14 protein-coding genes are annotated in these 15,589 nt (G+C 67.0%); 10 read left to right on the top strand and 4 right to left on the bottom strand.

Translation table 11 applies throughout. The features are described 5' to 3' along the window. The first annotated feature begins 42 nt into the window (after positions 1-42). The 5 genes from queA to secF all read left to right on the top strand — a co-directional run bounded on the left by queA (position 43) and on the right by secF (position 5,900). The gene (queA, locus tag AC3DET_RS03670) at positions 43-1,092 is read left to right on the top strand and encodes a tRNA preQ1(34) S-adenosylmethionine ribosyltransferase-isomerase QueA (RefSeq protein WP_488390743.1); all 1,050 of its coding nucleotides are present in this window, start codon (positions 43-45) and stop codon (positions 1,090-1,092) included. A gap of 175 nt (positions 1,093-1,267) precedes the next feature. Further along, positions 1,268-2,407 (top strand): tRNA guanosine(34) transglycosylase Tgt, encoded by a 1,140-nt coding sequence (tgt, locus tag AC3DET_RS03665; protein ID WP_488390742.1) that lies wholly within the window; start codon positions 1,268-1,270, stop codon positions 2,405-2,407. 180 nt (positions 2,408-2,587) lie between these two features. After that, the gene (gene yajC / locus AC3DET_RS03660; RefSeq protein ID WP_192200526.1) at positions 2,588-2,926 is read left to right on the top strand and encodes a preprotein translocase subunit YajC; all 339 of its coding nucleotides are present in this window, start codon (positions 2,588-2,590) and stop codon (positions 2,924-2,926) included. A 102-nt stretch (positions 2,927-3,028) separates the two neighbouring features. Continuing rightward, on the top strand, positions 3,029-4,912 hold the full coding sequence (gene secD / locus AC3DET_RS03655; RefSeq protein WP_142123749.1) for a protein translocase subunit SecD: 1,884 nt from the start codon (positions 3,029-3,031) through the stop codon (positions 4,910-4,912). Between the two features lie 13 nt (positions 4,913-4,925). Beyond that, the gene (gene secF, locus AC3DET_RS03650; protein WP_192200528.1) at positions 4,926-5,900 is read left to right on the top strand and encodes a protein translocase subunit SecF; all 975 of its coding nucleotides are present in this window, start codon (positions 4,926-4,928) and stop codon (positions 5,898-5,900) included. A gap of 219 nt (positions 5,901-6,119) precedes the next feature. On the opposite strand, the gene AC3DET_RS03645 is transcribed toward secF, so the two are convergent. Next, entirely contained in the window at positions 6,120-6,941 is an 822-nt protein-coding gene (locus AC3DET_RS03645; protein ID WP_488390741.1) for an inositol monophosphatase family protein, read from the bottom strand. A gap of 95 nt (positions 6,942-7,036) precedes the next feature. On the opposite strand from AC3DET_RS03645, the gene AC3DET_RS03640 reads away from it, so the two are divergent. Genes AC3DET_RS03640 through AC3DET_RS03630 form a run of 3 tightly spaced genes read left to right on the top strand, consistent with a single transcriptional unit; the run spans position 7,037 to position 10,940 of the window. Continuing rightward, a complete protein-coding gene (locus AC3DET_RS03640) occupies positions 7,037-7,843 on the top strand; it encodes an RNA methyltransferase (RefSeq protein ID WP_446537536.1) in 807 nt (268 codons plus the stop codon). 50 nt (positions 7,844-7,893) lie between these two features. Continuing rightward, on the top strand, positions 7,894-8,823 hold the full coding sequence (locus AC3DET_RS03635) for a phosphate/phosphite/phosphonate ABC transporter substrate-binding protein (RefSeq protein WP_446537535.1): 930 nt from the start codon (positions 7,894-7,896) through the stop codon (positions 8,821-8,823). After that, positions 8,820-10,940: a putative bifunctional diguanylate cyclase/phosphodiesterase gene (locus AC3DET_RS03630; RefSeq protein ID WP_488390740.1), complete on the top strand. Its 2,121-nt coding sequence runs from the start codon at positions 8,820-8,822 to the stop codon at positions 10,938-10,940. Before AC3DET_RS03635 ends, AC3DET_RS03630 begins: the two co-directional genes overlap by 4 nt. A 155-nt stretch (positions 10,941-11,095) precedes the next feature. On the opposite strand, the gene AC3DET_RS03625 is transcribed toward AC3DET_RS03630, so the two are convergent. Next, positions 11,096-11,719, bottom strand: coding sequence for an exopolysaccharide biosynthesis protein (locus AC3DET_RS03625; protein WP_488390739.1), 624 nt, complete (start codon positions 11,717-11,719; stop codon positions 11,096-11,098). Between the two features lies 1 nt (position 11,720). Beyond that, entirely contained in the window at positions 11,721-13,028 is a 1,308-nt protein-coding gene (locus AC3DET_RS03620) for a hemolysin family protein (RefSeq protein ID WP_488390738.1), read from the bottom strand. 279 nt (positions 13,029-13,307) lie between these two features. Between AC3DET_RS03620 and AC3DET_RS03615 the strand changes: the two genes are divergently transcribed. Together AC3DET_RS03615 and AC3DET_RS03610 are read left to right on the top strand one after the other, a co-directional pair. Further along, a complete protein-coding gene (locus AC3DET_RS03615; RefSeq protein ID WP_056878267.1) occupies positions 13,308-13,934 on the top strand; it encodes a DUF47 domain-containing protein in 627 nt (208 codons plus the stop codon). Between the two features lie 12 nt (positions 13,935-13,946). Next, positions 13,947-15,068, top strand: a complete 1,122-nt coding sequence (locus AC3DET_RS03610) for an inorganic phosphate transporter (protein ID WP_488390737.1) — start codon at positions 13,947-13,949, stop codon at positions 15,066-15,068. Between the two features lie 87 nt (positions 15,069-15,155). On the opposite strand, the gene AC3DET_RS03605 is transcribed toward AC3DET_RS03610, so the two are convergent. Further along, on the bottom strand, positions 15,156-15,566 hold the full coding sequence (locus AC3DET_RS03605) for a hypothetical protein (protein ID WP_192200534.1): 411 nt from the start codon (positions 15,564-15,566) through the stop codon (positions 15,156-15,158). Positions 15,567-15,589 lie beyond the last annotated feature (23 nt).

The following is a 15,589-nucleotide window of genomic DNA, read 5'->3' as shown; positions in this document are numbered from 1 at the left end:
GGTCCGCTCACGTACAATGCACGCCCCCGCAAGGCCCCAACCGTGAAGAAGTCCGATTTCCACTTCGACCTGCCCGATGCGCTGATCGCGCAGGCGCCGCTGGCCGAGCGTTCCGCGAGCCGGCTGCTCGTGGTGCCGCCGGGTGACGTGCCGTTCGCCGATCGCCATGTGCGCGACCTGCCGGAATGGGTACAGCCCGGCGATCTGCTGGTGTTCAACGACACCCGCGTGATTCCCGCGCGCCTGTTCGGGCAGAAGGAAAGCGGCGGGCGCGTGGAAATCCTGATCGAGCGCCTGCTGCCGGACAACGCCGCGCGTGCGCAGATCGGCGCCAGCAAATCGCCCAAGCCGGGCAGCCGCATCCAGCTGGATGCCGGTGGCGAGGCGGACGTGGTGGGTCGTGACGGCGAGTTCTACCAGTTGCGCTTCCATGTGCCGGATTCGCTGGAAAGCTGGCTGCTGTCGGCCGGGCGGCTGCCGTTGCCGCCCTACATCCAGCGCGATCCCGGCCAGGACGACGACGAGCGCTATCAGACGGTCTTTGCGCGGGAACTGGGCGCAGTGGCGGCACCGACCGCTGGCCTGCATTTCGATGATGCGCTGCTGTCCGCGCTGCGCGAGCGTGGGGTGGAATTCGGCCACGTGACGCTGCATGTGGGCGCGGGCACCTTCCAGCCGGTGCGCGTGGACAACATCCACGAGCATCGCATGCACAGCGAGTGGCTCAATGTCGGCCCGGCGCTGGTCGAGCAGGTGCGCGCGGCGCGTGCCCGGGGCGGGCGCGTCATCGCCGTGGGCACCACTGTCGTGCGCGCGCTGGAGTCGGCGACACGCCGTACGGAAGCCGGCGACGCCGAACTGCAGCCGTTCGCGGGCGAGACGCAGATCTTCATCTTCCCCGGCTACCGCATCCGCAGCGTGGACGCGATGGTCACCAACTTCCACCTGCCGGAGAGCACGCTGCTGATGCTGGTCAGCGCGTTCGCCGGCAAGGAGCGGGTATTCGCCGCCTACGCCCATGCGGTGCGCGAGCAATACCGGTTCTTTTCGTATGGAGACGCGATGCTGTTGTTCCCGGAGGAAGCCAGATGAGTCGTGCTCATGCCGCGTCAGAAATCGTGCCGTCATTCCGGCGAACGCCGGGCTTTCAACCGCCGAATGGCGGGTCAACCATTTTCATTCTGGCTTCCGACCGCAACACCAACAGCAAAGTAGATTCCGGCTTCCGCCGGAATGACGGAGATCGGGCGCGCGGCATGGTGTCCGCATGAGCCGCATGTCCTTCGACCTGCTCACCACCGATGGCGCCGCCCGCCGCGGCCGCGTGACTTTCCCGCGCGGCACGATCGAGACGCCGGCCTTCATGCCGGTGGGCACCTACGGGTCGGTGAAGGGCATCCTGCCCGAACACGTGGAGGACCTGGGCGCCGAGATCATCCTCGGCAACACCTTCCATCTGTACCTGCGGCCGGGACTGGACGTGATCGGCGCGCATGGCGGCCTGCACGGGTTCGCCCGCTGGAACAAGCCGATCCTCACTGACTCCGGCGGTTTCCAGGTGTTCTCGCTGGCGCACCGGCGCAAGATCACCGAGCAAGGCGTGACGTTCGCCTCGCCGGTGGATGGCAGCAAGGTGTTCCTCGGCCCCGAGGAGAGCATGAACATCCAGCGTGTGCTGGGTTCGGACATCGTGATGATCTTCGACGAGTGCCCGCCGGTGAACGTGGATGGCAAGCCGGTGGACCCGCGCGTCATCGAGCGATCGATGGAGCTGTCGCTGCGCTGGGCGGAGCGCTCGAAGCGCGCGCACGAAGGCAACGACGCGGCGCTGTTCGGCATCGTGCAGGGCGGCGTGCACCACGACCTGCGTTCGCGCTCGGCGGACGGCCTGAAGGCGATCGGCTTCGACGGCTACGCGATCGGCGGCCTCGCGGTCGGCGAGACCGAGCAGGAACGCGACACGACGCTCGAACACACCTGCCCGCAGTTGCCGGAGGACCAGCCGCGCTACCTGATGGGCGTCGGCCGGCCCGAAGACCTCGTGGAGGCGGTGGCGCGCGGCGTGGACATGTTCGACTGCGTCATGCCGACCCGCAACGCACGCAATGGCCACTACTTCACCTCGTTCGGCACGGTCCGCATCCGCAACGCCAAGTACGAGCACGATCTACAGCCGATCGAACCGGGGTGCGGCTGCTATGCCTGCCGCAACGGGTTCACCCGCAGCTACCTGCGCCACCTGGATCGCTGCAACGAAATGCTGGCCCCCATGCTGGGCACGCTGCACAACCTCTGGTACTACCAGCAGGTGATGTCGCGGATGCGTGCGGCCATCGCGGAGGGGCGGTTCTCCGATTTCCGGGCCGCCTTCTACGCGGCCCGGGGCGCGGAACCCATGCCCCTGTAGGAGGCGAGGGCACCGCTGGCGGCTCCATGGCGCCCCGGCGCGGGGCGGTTTTCGCCCTCGGCCGGGAACCATCCGGCGCTGTCGCGGTCTTTTCCGGTCCGGGCCAGCGGGTAGCCCGGGCGGCCCCCTGCCGCGCATGGCATAATCCCCGGCTGCTTTTAATACTGAATGGACAAGTCCATGAATCTGCTTGATTTCTTCATTGCCCCCGCGTTCGCGCAGGCCGCGCCGGCCCCGCAGGGCATGGGCGGCTTCGGCCTGCTGATGCCGATCGCCCTGATCGCCGTCATGTACTTCCTGATGATCCGCCCGCAGATGAAGCGCGCGAAGGAACACCGCTCGATGCTGGACAAGCTGTCCAAGGGCGACGAGGTCATCACGTCCGGCGGCATCGCCGGCACCGTCACCGACATCGGCGACAACTTCGTCACCCTGGAAGTGGCCGACAACGTGCGCGTGCGCGTGCAGAAGGCCGCCGTGGGCAACGTGCTGCCGAAGGGCACGCTGAAGTCCGCCTGATCCGCCTCCTCCGCCCTGCCGTGCATGCGGCAGGACGGATTCCCGCTGTTTCCGAACCATTGCTGAGCGCGTGCCCGGGAAGGGCCTGCGCGGGTCGCCACGATGCTTGAATTCCCTCGCTGGAAATACGTCCTGATCCTGATCGTCGTGTTGGCGAGCGCACTGTATGCGCTGCCCAACCTGTATCCGCAGGATCCCTCCGTGCAGATCACCGCCAATCGCGGTTTCGCCATCGACGCCGCGCTGCGCAGCCGCGTGGATGCCGCGTTGAAGGATGCGGGCGTGCAGGCCAAGGAGGTCGATACCGAGGCCGCCAGCATGCTCGTGCGCCTGCCCAGCCTGGAGGCACAGACCACGGCCAACGACGCGTTGCGCGAGGCGCTGGGCCAGGATTACCTGGTCGCGCTGAGCCTGGCTTCCACCGTGCCGGACTGGTTGGGCAATGTCGGTGCGCGTCCGATGGTGCAGGGCCTGGACCTGCAGGGCGGCGTGCACTTCGTGCTCCAGGTCGACCAGAAGGCGGCGCTGGACAAGCGCGTCGACGGCTATCTGGAAGACACCCGCGTCACCCTGCGCGACAAGCGCGTCCGCTACACGGCGGTCGAACGTCGCCCCGACAACAGCATCGTGGTGACGCTGGCAGATGGCGAAGACGTTGCCGCCGCGCAGCAGGCGCTGGCGCAGACCCTGAGCTCACGCGGCAACACGGGCGGCACGCTGGCCACGGGTTCGGGCCTGACCTACCAGGCCGCCGGCAACCAGATCACCATCGGCCTGCCGCAGGCGGAGCTGGAGCAGATCGCCAGCGAAGCGATCGAGCAGAACCTGACCACGCTGCGCAACCGCATCAACGAGATCGGCGTGTCCGAGCCCATCATCCAGCGCCAGGGCAACGACCGCGTGGTCGTGCAGCTGCCCGGCGTGCAGGATACGGCCGAGGCCAAGCGCCTGATCGGCGCGACCGCGACGCTGGAGTTCCGCGCCGTGGTGGAAGGCAATGCCGCCGACGCTGTGGCCAGCGGCCGCATCCCACCGGAGGCCAAGGTCTACCAGCTGCGCGACAACGCCGGTCCGGTGCTGTTGAACAAGCGCGTGCTGGCGTCCGGTGACGAAATGGTCAACGCCCGCGTGGGCGTGGACAACAACGGCCTGCCGGCCGTGGACGTGACCCTCAACAACATCGCCGGCCAGCGCATGTTCGACTACACCAGCGCCAACGTGGGCAAGCTGATGTCGGTGGTGTACATCGAACGCGTGCCGACCGTGACCATGGTCGACGGCAAGGAAGTGCGCAGCGTTCGCGTGCGCGAGGAAGCGCTGGCGCCGACCCGCATCGCCGGCGTGTTCGGCAAGAATTTCCAGACCACCGGCCTGGAGAAGACCGAGGCCGACAACCTGGCCAAGCTGCTGCGCGCCGGCTCGCTGGCCGCGCCGATGGACTTCATCGAGGAGCGCGTGGTCGGCCCCAGCCTGGGCGCCGAGAACGTCGCCCGCGGTACCAAGGCGGTGGTGTTCTCCTTCGTGTTCGCGCTGGCGTTCTTCCTGGTGTACTACCGCATGTTCGGCCTGATCACCTGCATCGCGCTACTGCTCAACCTGGTGATGGTGGTGGCGGTGATGTCGCTGTTCGGTGCCACCATGACGCTGCCCGGCTTCGCCGGCCTGGCGCTGACCATCGGCATGTCGGTGGACGCCAACGTGCTGATCAACGAACGCATACGCGAGGAGTTGCGGGCGGGCGTGCCACCTCAGGCCGCCATCGCGACCGGTTACGACAAGGCGTCGGGCACCATCTTCGACTCCAACATGACCGCGCTGCTGGCGGGCGTGGCGCTGTATGCCTTCGGCACCGGCCCGCTCAAGGGCTTCGCCGTGACGATGGTCATCGGCATCCTGACGTCCGTGTTCACCGCGGTCACCGTGTCGCGCGGCATCGCCACCCTGATCTACGGCGGCCGCCGCAAGATCAAGTCCATCGCCATCTGACGGGAGACAGAAGATGAGCCTTTTCCCGTTGCGGCTGATCCCGCACACCACCAACTTCAACTTCATGCGCGTGCGCTGGGTGTCCATCGGCATCGCCGCGCTGCTGGCGATCGCCGCGATCGGCGCCATCGCGTTCAAGAGCTTCAACTTCGCGCTGGATTTCACCGGTGGCACGGTGGTCGAACTGCGCTTCCAGACCCCGCCCAACGTGGACAGCGTGCGCGAGCGTCTGGAAGCCGGCGGTTACGGCAGCGCCCAGGTGCAGACGTTCGGTACCGGCAGCGACCTGCTGGTGCGCCTGCAGCCGCGCGAGGACGCCGGCACGGCGGCCGGCGCCGAGGCCAGCGACCGCACCGCGCAGGATGTGCTGCGCCTGGCTTCCAGTGAAGGCAACACGGCGACGGTGATGCGCAGCGAGTTCGTCGGCCCGCAGGTCGGCAAGGAACTCGCGCTCAACGGCCTGTACACGCTGCTGTTCGTGGTGGTGGGTTTCCTGATCTACATCGCCGTGCGCTTCGAATGGAAGTTTGCCGTCTCCGCCATCGTCACCACCCTGGCGGACGTGCTGATCGTGGCCGGCTTCTTCGCCTTCAGCGGCATCGAGTTCGACCTGACCATCCTGGCCGGTCTGCTGTCGGTGATGGGCTTCTCGATCAACGACAAGATCGTGGTGTTCGACCGTGTGCGCGAGAATTTCCGCAACCTGCGCGCCGAGCCGATGGAGATCCTGAACCGTTCGATCAACCAGACGCTGTCGCGCACGATCATCACCTCGTTCGTCGCGTTCCTGACCGTGTTCGCGCTGTACCTGTATGGCGGCGGTTCGCTGGAAGGCATGGCGCTGTCGCAGATGATCGGCATCGTGCTGGGTACCATCTCGTCGATCTTCGTGGCCTGTCCGCTGCTGACCATCGGCTTCCTGACGGTCACCAAGCAGGACCTGATGCCCAAGGCCAAGGACGAGGCGCTGCTGGCGCGTCGTCCGTAAGCAGCGCGGTTTCCCAAAGAAAAAGGCCGCGCATTGCGCGGCCTTTTTCGTGGCGTTGTCTTGTGTAGGAGCGACGTCAGTCGCGACCGCACGGCTGGACCATCGGATGGATCGGTGAGACACGACCGGCTGGGATCGGCGCGTGTAGCGGGTGTCCCTGGCGCCCTGGATGCGCGGTCGCGACTTACGTCGCTCCTACGACAGCCCGCCCATCGGGCGTCACGCGTTGAATGCCGTCGCGTAACCCGACGACACGATGGTCTTCTGCAGCGCTTCGGCGACCTTGAGGTTGCCGGCCACGATCTGGCGGGGGAGGGCGGTGCGGCCGTCGATCTTGCCCAGGGCGGCGCCACGGAAGTCGCAGACCTTGCCGCCGGCTTCGCGGACCAGCAGCACGCCGGCGGCGATGTCCCAGTCCTTCACGCCGGCTTCGAAGTAGGCATCGGCACGACCACAGGCAACGTAGGCCAGATCGAGCGCGGCCGAGCCGGTGCGACGGATGTCCTCGGCGTGCACCAGCAATTCGCGGACGCACTCCAGCTGGGCGCCGGCACGGGCACGTTCGCGCGGCGGGAAGCCGGTGGTGATGACAGTGCCGGCCAGTTCCTTGCGGTCGGCCACGCGGATGCGGCGCTCGTTGAGCTGCGCGCCGGCGCCGCGGCTGGCGGTGAACAGGTCGTTGCGCAGCGGGTCGAAGATCACCGCGTCGGTCGGTTCGCCGTTGTCCACCAGGGCGATGGACACGCAGTAGTGCGGGAAGCCGCGCAGGTAGTTGCTGGTGCCGTCCAGCGGGTCGATCACGAAGGTGTAGCGGCCGTTGATCTGCGCGCCGCTTTCCTCGCCCACGAACCCGTAGTCCGGATAGGCGCGGCGCAGTTCCTTGATGATGACCTTCTCGGCATCGGCGTCCACTTCGCTCGCGTAGTCCATCCGCTCCTTCTGCACCACGTTCAGCGCATCCAGCTTGTTGATACTGCGCAACAGCACGTTGCCTGCCAGGCGGGCTGCCTTGGTCATGACGGTGACGACGGGCTTCTGCATGCGAACGAACCTCGGACAGGCGTGGGGTGGGGCGAACAAGTGGAAAAGAACAGCACGGCGCGGAGACCGGCCCGCGCAGTTTACCATTTGCCCCCATGAACACGCCCGTTTCCTTCACCGATCCCGTTTCCCTGGCCGCCTCCGCCCGCCTGCGCGTCGTGCTGGTGGGCACCCAGCACCCCGGCAACATCGGCGCGGCCGCCCGCGCGCTGAAGACCATGGGCCTGGCGCGGCTGGTGCTGGTGGCGCCCGAGAACTACCCCGCGGAAGAGGCGTACCGGCGCGCGGCCGGGGCGGACGACCTGCTGGCCGATGCCACCGTGGTCGCCACGCTGGCCGACGCCGTGGCCGACTGCCAGCTGGTGCTCGGCTGCACCGCCCGCAGCCGTCGCGTGCAACTGGAAGAACATGCGCCACGGCAGGCGGCTGCCCTCGCGGTCGGGCGTGCCGCGACGGGTGGTGAGGTGGCCCTGGTGTTCGGCCGGGAGCGCACCGGGCTGAGCAACGAGGAACTGCAGCTCTGCCACGCGGCGGTGCACATCCCGGCCAATCCCGAGTACAGCTCGCTCAACCTGGCGGCGGCCGTGCAGGTCCTGGCCTACGAGCTGAGACTCGCGCTGCTGGAGCGCACGCAGGTGGCGGATGCCGTGGTCGTACCGCCCGATGAAGCGCCCGCCAGCCACGCGCACATGGAGGGCTTCTTCCTCCAGTTGGGCGAGACGCTGGATGCGATCGATTTCCACAAGGGGCGCACGCCGGATTCGGCCATGCGCAAGCTGCGGCGGCTGTTCAACAAGGCCGATCTGAACGAGCAGGAGGTACGCCTGCTGCGGGGCATCCTGGCCGATGCGCAGCGCATGGCCCGGCTGGCGGGCAGTGGTGGCGCCGGATCACTGTCTTAAGGTCACGTTTTCCGCTAGGCTGCCGCCATCGTTTCGGCGGGCGCCTATCGTTGCGTACAACCTGGTTCAGCCTGGCGCTGGCCGCGATCGGCGCAGCACTGCTACCCGCAAGCGTCGCGCCGGCCAGCGCCGCCGGTGACGAACGCGTCCTGGTTCTGGGACGCATCAGCGACGACCCGAAGGCCCACTACGAGCAGCTCAAGCCGCTGCTCGACTACGTGGTGCCGCGGATGCGTGACGTGGGCATCACCGAAGGTCGCATCCTGATGGCGCGGGATACCCAGCAGATGACCAGCTACCTGCGTCGTGGCCGGGTGGACTGGGTCACCGAGACGGCAGGCACCGGCATGCGGCTGCAGGAGCGTGCAGGTGCGCGCCCGATGCTGCTGACCGAACGCGGGGGCGTGAGCCGCTACCACGGCGTGTTCTTCGTCCGCCGCGACAGCGGGCTGGAGCGGCTGGCCGATCTCAAGGGCCGTACGGTGGCCTTCCAGAACACCGCCTCGACCAGCGCCTATTTCGCACCCTCCGTGGCCCTGCTGGATGCAGGCCAGCGGATGGAGATCCTGCTCTCGCCGATGGACCGCCCCTCTGCGGATTCGGTGGGTTATGTCTTCGCGCGCTCAGAGCTCAATATCGCGGCCTGGGTGCACAAGCGCCTGGTCGATGCGGGCGTGGTCAGCAACCTCGACTGGGACGATGTGCGGCGCATGCCGCCGGGCTTCCGGCGCGACTTCCGCGTGATCCACGAAACCCAGGATTTCCCGCGCGCACTCGAGATGGTGCGCGGCGACCTCGACCCCGCGGTGGAAGCGCGCCTGCGCGAGGTGCTGCTGGAGGCGGCGAACGATCCCGCTGCCCGCGACGCGCTCAACGTCTTTTTCCGCACCACCCGGTTCCTGCCGGTGGATCCGGCATCGCAGCAGGCGCTGGACAACCTGCGCCGTGGCGTCGCCCGCGTCAGGGAGCAGGTGGAGTGAGGGCGCTGCGCTTCGGCCTGCAGGCGCGCTTCCTGGCCGCGATGGCGATCATGCTGGTCGTGGTCATCGCCCTGCTCGCGACGCTGCTGCACCGCCAGAAGGTGATGCAGCAGGAAGTCGCCGACCTCGGGCGCGACGCCATGCACGGCATGGTCGAGGACAGCCTGCGCCGGCATGGCGAGGCCACGGTGGACCAGCTTGGGGATGCACTGGCCAATCCGCTGTACTACTTCGACCTGGACGCGATCGGCAGCATCGTGCGTTCGGCGCAGAAAGAACCGGACGTGAGCTACGTGCTGGTGTACGACAACCAGGGCAGGATCATCCACGACGGAACGGCGGACATCGCCGTCTACGGACAGACGATGACCGACCCGCTGGCCTACGAGGCCGTCAACGCCCGCAGCATGCACACGCAGTGGTCGGCGCAGATCGTGGACGTGTCCGAACCCATCATGATCGGCAGCGAACGCATCGGCGGGGTACGCGTCGGTTACTCGGTCGCCTCCGTGCGGGCATACGAGGAGAAGGCCATCGCGGCCGCGCGGGCGCGCCTCAACGAACTCGGCGCGCGCCACCTTGGCTGGATCGCCTTGCTGCTGGCCGCGCTGGTCGCCGCCTGCGTGGCGATCATGCTGTACGTGCAGCGCACGTTGATCCGGCCGGTCCGGCAACTGGCGCGTGCGGCGCACGACATCGAAGTGGGTAACTACAACGGCGAGCGCATGGCCAGCGAACGCCAGGACGAAGTCGGCGAACTGGTGCGTGCATTCGGCACCATGAGCGACAGCATCGCGCGGCATGACCGCGACGTGCGCCGCATGGCGTACACCGACTCGCTGACCGGGCTGACCAACCGGCTGGCGTTCCGCGAAAGCCTGGACCACCGCCTGATGATGCTGCGCGGCGCGGGCCGCCAGCTGGCGTTGCTGTTCGCCGACATCGACGACTTCAAGCGCGTCAACGACACGCTGGGCCATGAGGCCGGCGACGAAGTGCTGCAGCAGTTCGCGCACCGCATACGCGATGCGGTGGACCTGATGGGCGGGGATGACGCGTTGCTGGCGCGCTTCGGCGGCGACGAGTTCGTCATCCTGATCCAGGACGGCGATGTGCGCAGCAGCGCCACGCGTCTGGCGGAGAAACTGGTGGCCGAACTGGGCCGTCCCATCGTGGTGCAGGACCGCCAGGTTTTCCTGGGCACGTCCATCGGCATCACCCTGTTCCCGGAAGATGCATCCGGTGCGACCGCCCTGATGAAGAACGGCGACATCGCGATGTACCAGGCCAAGGTGGCAGGCAAGAACTGCTACCGCTTCTACAGCCGCGCGATGGACCAGGCCGTGGAGCGTCGCGTGCGGATGGAGCAGGAACTGCGCGGCGCGTGGGAGCGTGGCGAACTGAGCCTGATGTACCAGCCGGTGTTCCGCATGGCCGACAGCCGCATCGTCGGTGCCGAGGCGCTGCTGCGCTGGCAGCACCCGGAGCTGGGCATGGTGGCGCCATCGGTCTTCATCGACGTGGCCGAGCAGAGTGGGCTGATCGAGAGCATCGGTCCGCGCGTCCTGCGGGCCGCCTGCACGGCCGCCGCGCGCTGGGGTACCGATCGCGATGCGCTGGATCCGCTGTTCGTCTCGGTCAACGTGTCGCCGCGCCAATTGCGCAGCGGCGACCTGCCGGACGTCGTAGCCGAGTGCCTGCGCGATACCGGGCTGGCGGCATCGCGGTTGCACCTCGAGCTCACCGAGACCGCCGTCATCAGCGACGAGGCACACGCCAGCGCGCTGCTGGCCACGCTGCATCGCACTGGCGTGAAGGTCTGGCTGGACGATTTCGGTACCGGTTTTTCCGGCCTGAGCCATCTGCGCCGCGTGCCGGTGGACGGCGTGAAGATCGACCGCAGCTTCATCGCCGACATGCTGCGCGACCCCGACGACCTCGCGCTGACCACGGCCATCATCGCGATGGCGCATTCGCTCGGCATCACCGTGGTGGCGGAGGGCGTGGAGAAGGAAGGCCAGTTCAACCTGCTGCGCGAGCGCGGTTGCGACCTGGCGCAGGGCTACTGGCTGGGGTATCCCGTCACCGCAGCCGAATTCGCGCAACTCGTGGCCTGAAAGAGGGCGCTGTTGCAGGAGCGACGTGAGTCGCGACCGTGCGCCATGACATGACGCGATGATGCATCGCCCGACCTTACCAGCGCGCTCTTTTTTCTAAAGCAGTTTGATTGCTCCGGTCGCGACTTACGTCGCTCCTACAAAAGCAGGAAGCGTCAGAACCACCGCGCGAACAGTGTGGTTAGCGATTCGACCAGGTTGCCGGACAGGAAGCCGAAGACCACGATGGCGATGCCGCCCGCCACCCACGCCACCAGCAGCAGCGCACCATCGCGTTCCAGCAGTGCCAGGGCGAACAGCAGCAGCAGGATGCCGAACACGTAGTTGGTGAACGGGATCGGCAGCGCGAGCAGCAGGCCCAGCAGGATCAGCAGCAAGCCGGTGAAGCTGAGCGCGATGCGGTTGTCCAGGAACGTGGCCATGCGCGGGCGTACCAGCTTCTCCAGACGACGCAGCCAGGGTGCCATGCGCTGGCGGAAACGCATCATCGCGCTGCGATGCGGGCCGCGGCGGGCCAGGAACTGCGGCAACCACAGCTTGCGCATGCCCAGCAGCAGTTGCGCGCCCACCAGGATCACCATCGGGCCACCGATGGCGCCGCCCACGCCCGGGACCGGGATGAAGGCGGGCAGCACGCCGAGGAACAGCAGCATGCCGAAGGCGGCCGGGCCGAAGTCCTTCAACAGGTCGCCCAGGCGCAGCACATCGTCGGGATCGCCGGTGGCGAAGCCGTCGAGCAGCGTCACCGTGCTCGTGTGGGGTGTCGCATCGGGGCTCATGTCAGACGGCCAGGTCTTCGCCGTCGGTTTCCGGCAGCTTCTGCAGCAGCAGCTTGTCGATGCGGGCGCCGTCCAGGTCCACGACCTCGAAACGCCAGCCCGCCCAGTCCAGCCGTTCGCCGACATGCGGGATGCGGCCGAAGCGTTCGATCATCATGCCGGCCAGGGTGTTGTATTCGTCGTCGTCCGGCAACGCCACGCCGCCGAGCAGCTCACGCAGGTCATCGTTCGGCAGCGAGCCATCCACCAGCAGCGAACCATCGTCGCGCACCACCACCAAGGGCGCATCCTCGGTGTTCTCGCTGGCCTGCAGGCGGCCGACCACGGCACCCATCAGGTCGCTGAGGGTCACTAGGCCCTGGATCTCGCCGTACTCGTCGACCACCAGTGCCAGCGACTGCTGTTCCTCGCGCAGGATTTCCAGCAGCTTCATCGCGTGGGTGGATTCGGAAACGAACAGCGGATCGCGCAGGTCGCGGAAGATCTCCGGTGACGGATCGGCGAAGCGGTCCAGCAGTGTCTTCACCTCCAGCACGCCGACCACGTCCTGGTCGCTGCCCCGGTAGACGGGGAAGCGCGAGAACTGCGATTCCCGCATCGTTTCCAGGTTCTCGCTGTAGCTGGCGGCCACATCCAGCCAGACGATCCGCTTGCGCGGCGTCATCAGGCTGTCGGCAGTACGGTCGCCCAAGCGCAGCACGCGGTTCATCATGTTGCGTTCGTCGACATCGATGACGCCCTGCTCGTGGCTTTCCGTCACCAGCATGCGGATCTCTTCTTCGGTCACCGCATTGCGGTTGTCGTCACGGATGCCGAGCATGCGCAGCACGCCGCGGTTGATCGCGCCCAGCACGAACACCACCGGCCGCGCGATGCGCGACAGCCAGTCCAGCGGAATGGCCACGGCCGACGCGATGACTTCGGCATTGGTCAGCGCCAGGCGCTTGGGGATCAGTTCGCCGAAGATCACCGAGCTTGCAGTGATCAGCGTGACGGCGGATGCGGTGCCGATGGCCGTGGTGTAGCGCTGGGCGTCGGGCCAGATGCCGGCCAGCCAATCGGCGATCATCTGGCCGATGGCGTCGCCACCGAACATGCCGGTGAGGATGCCCAGGCCAGTGATGCCGACCTGCACGGTCGACAGCAGGTTATCAGGGTGCTCGGCCAGGTGCAGGGCGACACGGGCGCCGCGGCTCTCCTGTGCCATCTGTTTCAACTTGAGCTTGCGCGACGTCATCAGGGCCATCTCCGACAGGGCGAAGAAGGCGTTGATGACGATCAGGAAAGCGACGATGAGCAGCTCAAGCACGGCAGCCTCCGTTCAAGGCGGGGAGGGCCGGCAGGGCGGGCGGGGTCTGTCGCGGGGGACAGTGGGGGGAAGTAGGGTCGTCGTCCATAGAGTGCACCCGGTGGGCGCGCGGCGAGTTTAGCAAACGCCCGGCGGACGGATGCGTGAAGCTGAACGCGATATTTGGCCAGGACCTGCCTGCGCTGCCCCGTTCCCGTGCCCCCGACTGTCCGGAAACGTCATGAAACGGTCATAATTCCGCCCCTGAAGCCGTCCATCCCGTGACGGTGGGACCGCCCGATGTTCTCCCTCCAGACGATCTTCGGCTCCGGCCAGCAGTTCTACACGCTGTTGGACGAGGCCGCCCAAGCCGCCCACGACAGCACCAAGGCCCTGCACACCATGATGAAGGCCACCGACCGCCAGCCGGCGCTCGATGCCTTCAAGCTGGCGCGCCTGCGCGAGCGCGCGGCCTCGGACAAGATCGGCAAGGCGCTGGTGGACAGCTTCATCACGCCGATCGAGCGCGAGGACATCGAGGCATTGGGCTCGGCGTTGTACAAGATCCCGAAGCAGGTCGAGAAGTTCGCCGACCGTTACTCGCTGGCCATCCAGCACCTGGACGGCATCGACTTCGCGCCACGCGCGGCGATGCTGGAGCAGGCGGCCAGCGTGGTCGTGGAGATGGTCCACGAGATCAAGAAGATGAACATCGATCGCATGACCTCGCTCAACGAGAAGCTGCGCGCGATCGAGAACGAAGCCGACCGGCTGATGCTGGAACTGTACCGCGACATCTATTCCGGCCGCCTGGACCACCTGCAGATGTTCCTGCTGAAGGAATTCTTCGAGATCCTGGAGAAGGCCATCGACCGCTGCCGCGAGGCCGGCGTGGTGGCGTACCAGATCGTGCTGAAGAACAGCTAAGGGCGCACCATCATGCTGACCCTCGTGCTGGTGGTGATCCTGGCCGCGCTCGTCTTCGAGTTCATCAACGGTTTCCACGATACCGCCAACTCCATCGCCACCGTCGTGGCCACCAAGGTGCTGTCGCCGGGCCAGGCGGTGATGCTGGCGGCCGGCATGAACCTGATCGGCGCGTTGATGGGCACCGCCGTGGCCAAGACGATCGCCTCCGGCCTGGTGAACACCGACGTGGTGCAGGTGACCTCGCAGGTGATCCTGTGTGCGCTGCTGGGCGGCATCGTGTGGAACCTGATCACGTGGTGGAAGGGTCTGCCGTCGTCGTCGTCGCATGCCCTGATCGGTGGCCTGTGCGGTGCTGCGCTTGCCGCCGCCCACAACGACTGGGCGGCACTGATCTGGTCCGAGACGGTGGGCGACTGGACCAAGAACAAGGGCATCCTGTGGAAGGTGGTGCTGCCGATGGTCACCTCGCCGGTGGCAGGCTTCCTGCTCGGCATCCTGGTGATGGTGGCGCTGTGGGGCCTGATCGCGTTGCTGTCGCGTGCCGGTGGCTGGCTGGGGCGACTGGCGCGCCCGCACTTCGTCAACAGGTTCTTCGGCAAGGCGCAGATCCTGTCGGCGGCCTACATGGGCTACGCGCACGGCCACAACGATGCGCAGAAGACCATGGGCATCATCGCGCTGACGCTGTTCGGCGCCGAAGCCAGTGGTGCGCTGGACGACCTGCCGGGCTGGCTGGCGTTCCTGCACCCGGGTCCGGCCGGCGAGCAGGACATCGCGATGTGGATCGTGATCACCTGCGCCATCGTGATGGCGTTGGGCACGGCGTCCGGTGGCTGGAAGATCATCAAGACGCTGGGCCACAAGATGGTGAAGCTGCATCCCATCAACGGCTTCGCAGCGGAAACCAGCTCGGCCACCATCCTGACCGTGGCCGCGCACTTCGGCATGCCCGTGTCCACCACGCACAGCATCTCGACCGCCATCATGGGCGTGGGCTTCGCCAAGAATCCGCGTGCGCTGAAATTCAGCGTGATCGAACGCATCCTGTGGGCGTGGGTGCTGACCATCCCGGCGGCCGGCGGTATCGCCTACGGCCTGCTGCGCCTGCTGGAAGCGATCGGCTGGGCGTGATGCATCTGCGTAGCTGCTGAAACGAAAAACGCCGGGCTTGCCCGGCGTTTTCTGTTTCGACTCCGCGATGGCGGGCCTGGGCCCGCCCTACAGCAGGTCGCCTTCGGCGGAGAGGGCACGCTCCATGCTGTCGCCCAGGCCGCCGATCTCCAGCACCAGCCGGTCCACTTCCGCCGGGTTGAGGCTTTCGTAGGGACGGTTCTCGCACAGCTGCAGGTAGGGCACGCCGTCGAGCTCGCCGATGGCCAGGTAGCCCACGCTGCTCTGCCAGTTGAACTTGAGTGCGCGCTTGGCGTCGATGCCGGTCATCGGTGCGATCACCGTGCTCACGCGCAGGTAGCCGCGCTCGTCGTCGTTGCCCAGTTCCGAAAGGAAGATGGACTGGTGGCGCTTGCCGTTGTCCAGCGACAGTTCCACGCAGGCCACGTAGGCGTCGTGCATCGCCACCTTGTAGCCGGAGGAATGCAGGTAGCCGCGCACCTGTTCGAAGTTCTGCATGGTGTACTCCCGTGTTGCCGATG

This window comes from Pseudoxanthomonas sp. 97-1-1 (assembly GCF_057773125.1).
This window is presented reverse-complemented; position numbering and strand designations above follow the sequence as displayed.

What these genes read in the sequence shown, in the direction of transcription:
- tgt (WP_488390742.1), top strand. Translation starts at nt 1,268, where the DNA reads ATGAGCCGCATGTCCTTCGACCTGCTCACCACCGATGGCGCCGCCCGC.
- yajC (WP_192200526.1), top strand. Translation starts at nt 2,588, where the DNA reads ATGAATCTGCTTGATTTCTTCATTGCCCCCGCGTTCGCGCAGGCCGCG.
- secD (WP_142123749.1), top strand. Translation starts at nt 3,029, where the DNA reads ATGCTTGAATTCCCTCGCTGGAAATACGTCCTGATCCTGATCGTCGTG.
- secF (WP_192200528.1), top strand. Translation starts at nt 4,926, where the DNA reads ATGAGCCTTTTCCCGTTGCGGCTGATCCCGCACACCACCAACTTCAAC.
- AC3DET_RS03645 (WP_488390741.1), bottom strand. Translation starts at nt 6,941, where the DNA reads ATGCAGAAGCCCGTCGTCACCGTCATGACCAAGGCAGCCCGCCTGGCA.
- AC3DET_RS03640 (WP_446537536.1), top strand. Translation starts at nt 7,037, where the DNA reads ATGAACACGCCCGTTTCCTTCACCGATCCCGTTTCCCTGGCCGCCTCC.
- AC3DET_RS03625 (WP_488390739.1), bottom strand. Translation starts at nt 11,719, where the DNA reads ATGAGCCCCGATGCGACACCCCACACGAGCACGGTGACGCTGCTCGAC.
- AC3DET_RS03615 (WP_056878267.1), top strand. Translation starts at nt 13,308, where the DNA reads ATGTTCTCCCTCCAGACGATCTTCGGCTCCGGCCAGCAGTTCTACACG.
- AC3DET_RS03610 (WP_488390737.1), top strand. Translation starts at nt 13,947, where the DNA reads ATGCTGACCCTCGTGCTGGTGGTGATCCTGGCCGCGCTCGTCTTCGAG.
- AC3DET_RS03605 (WP_192200534.1), bottom strand. Translation starts at nt 15,566, where the DNA reads ATGCAGAACTTCGAACAGGTGCGCGGCTACCTGCATTCCTCCGGCTAC.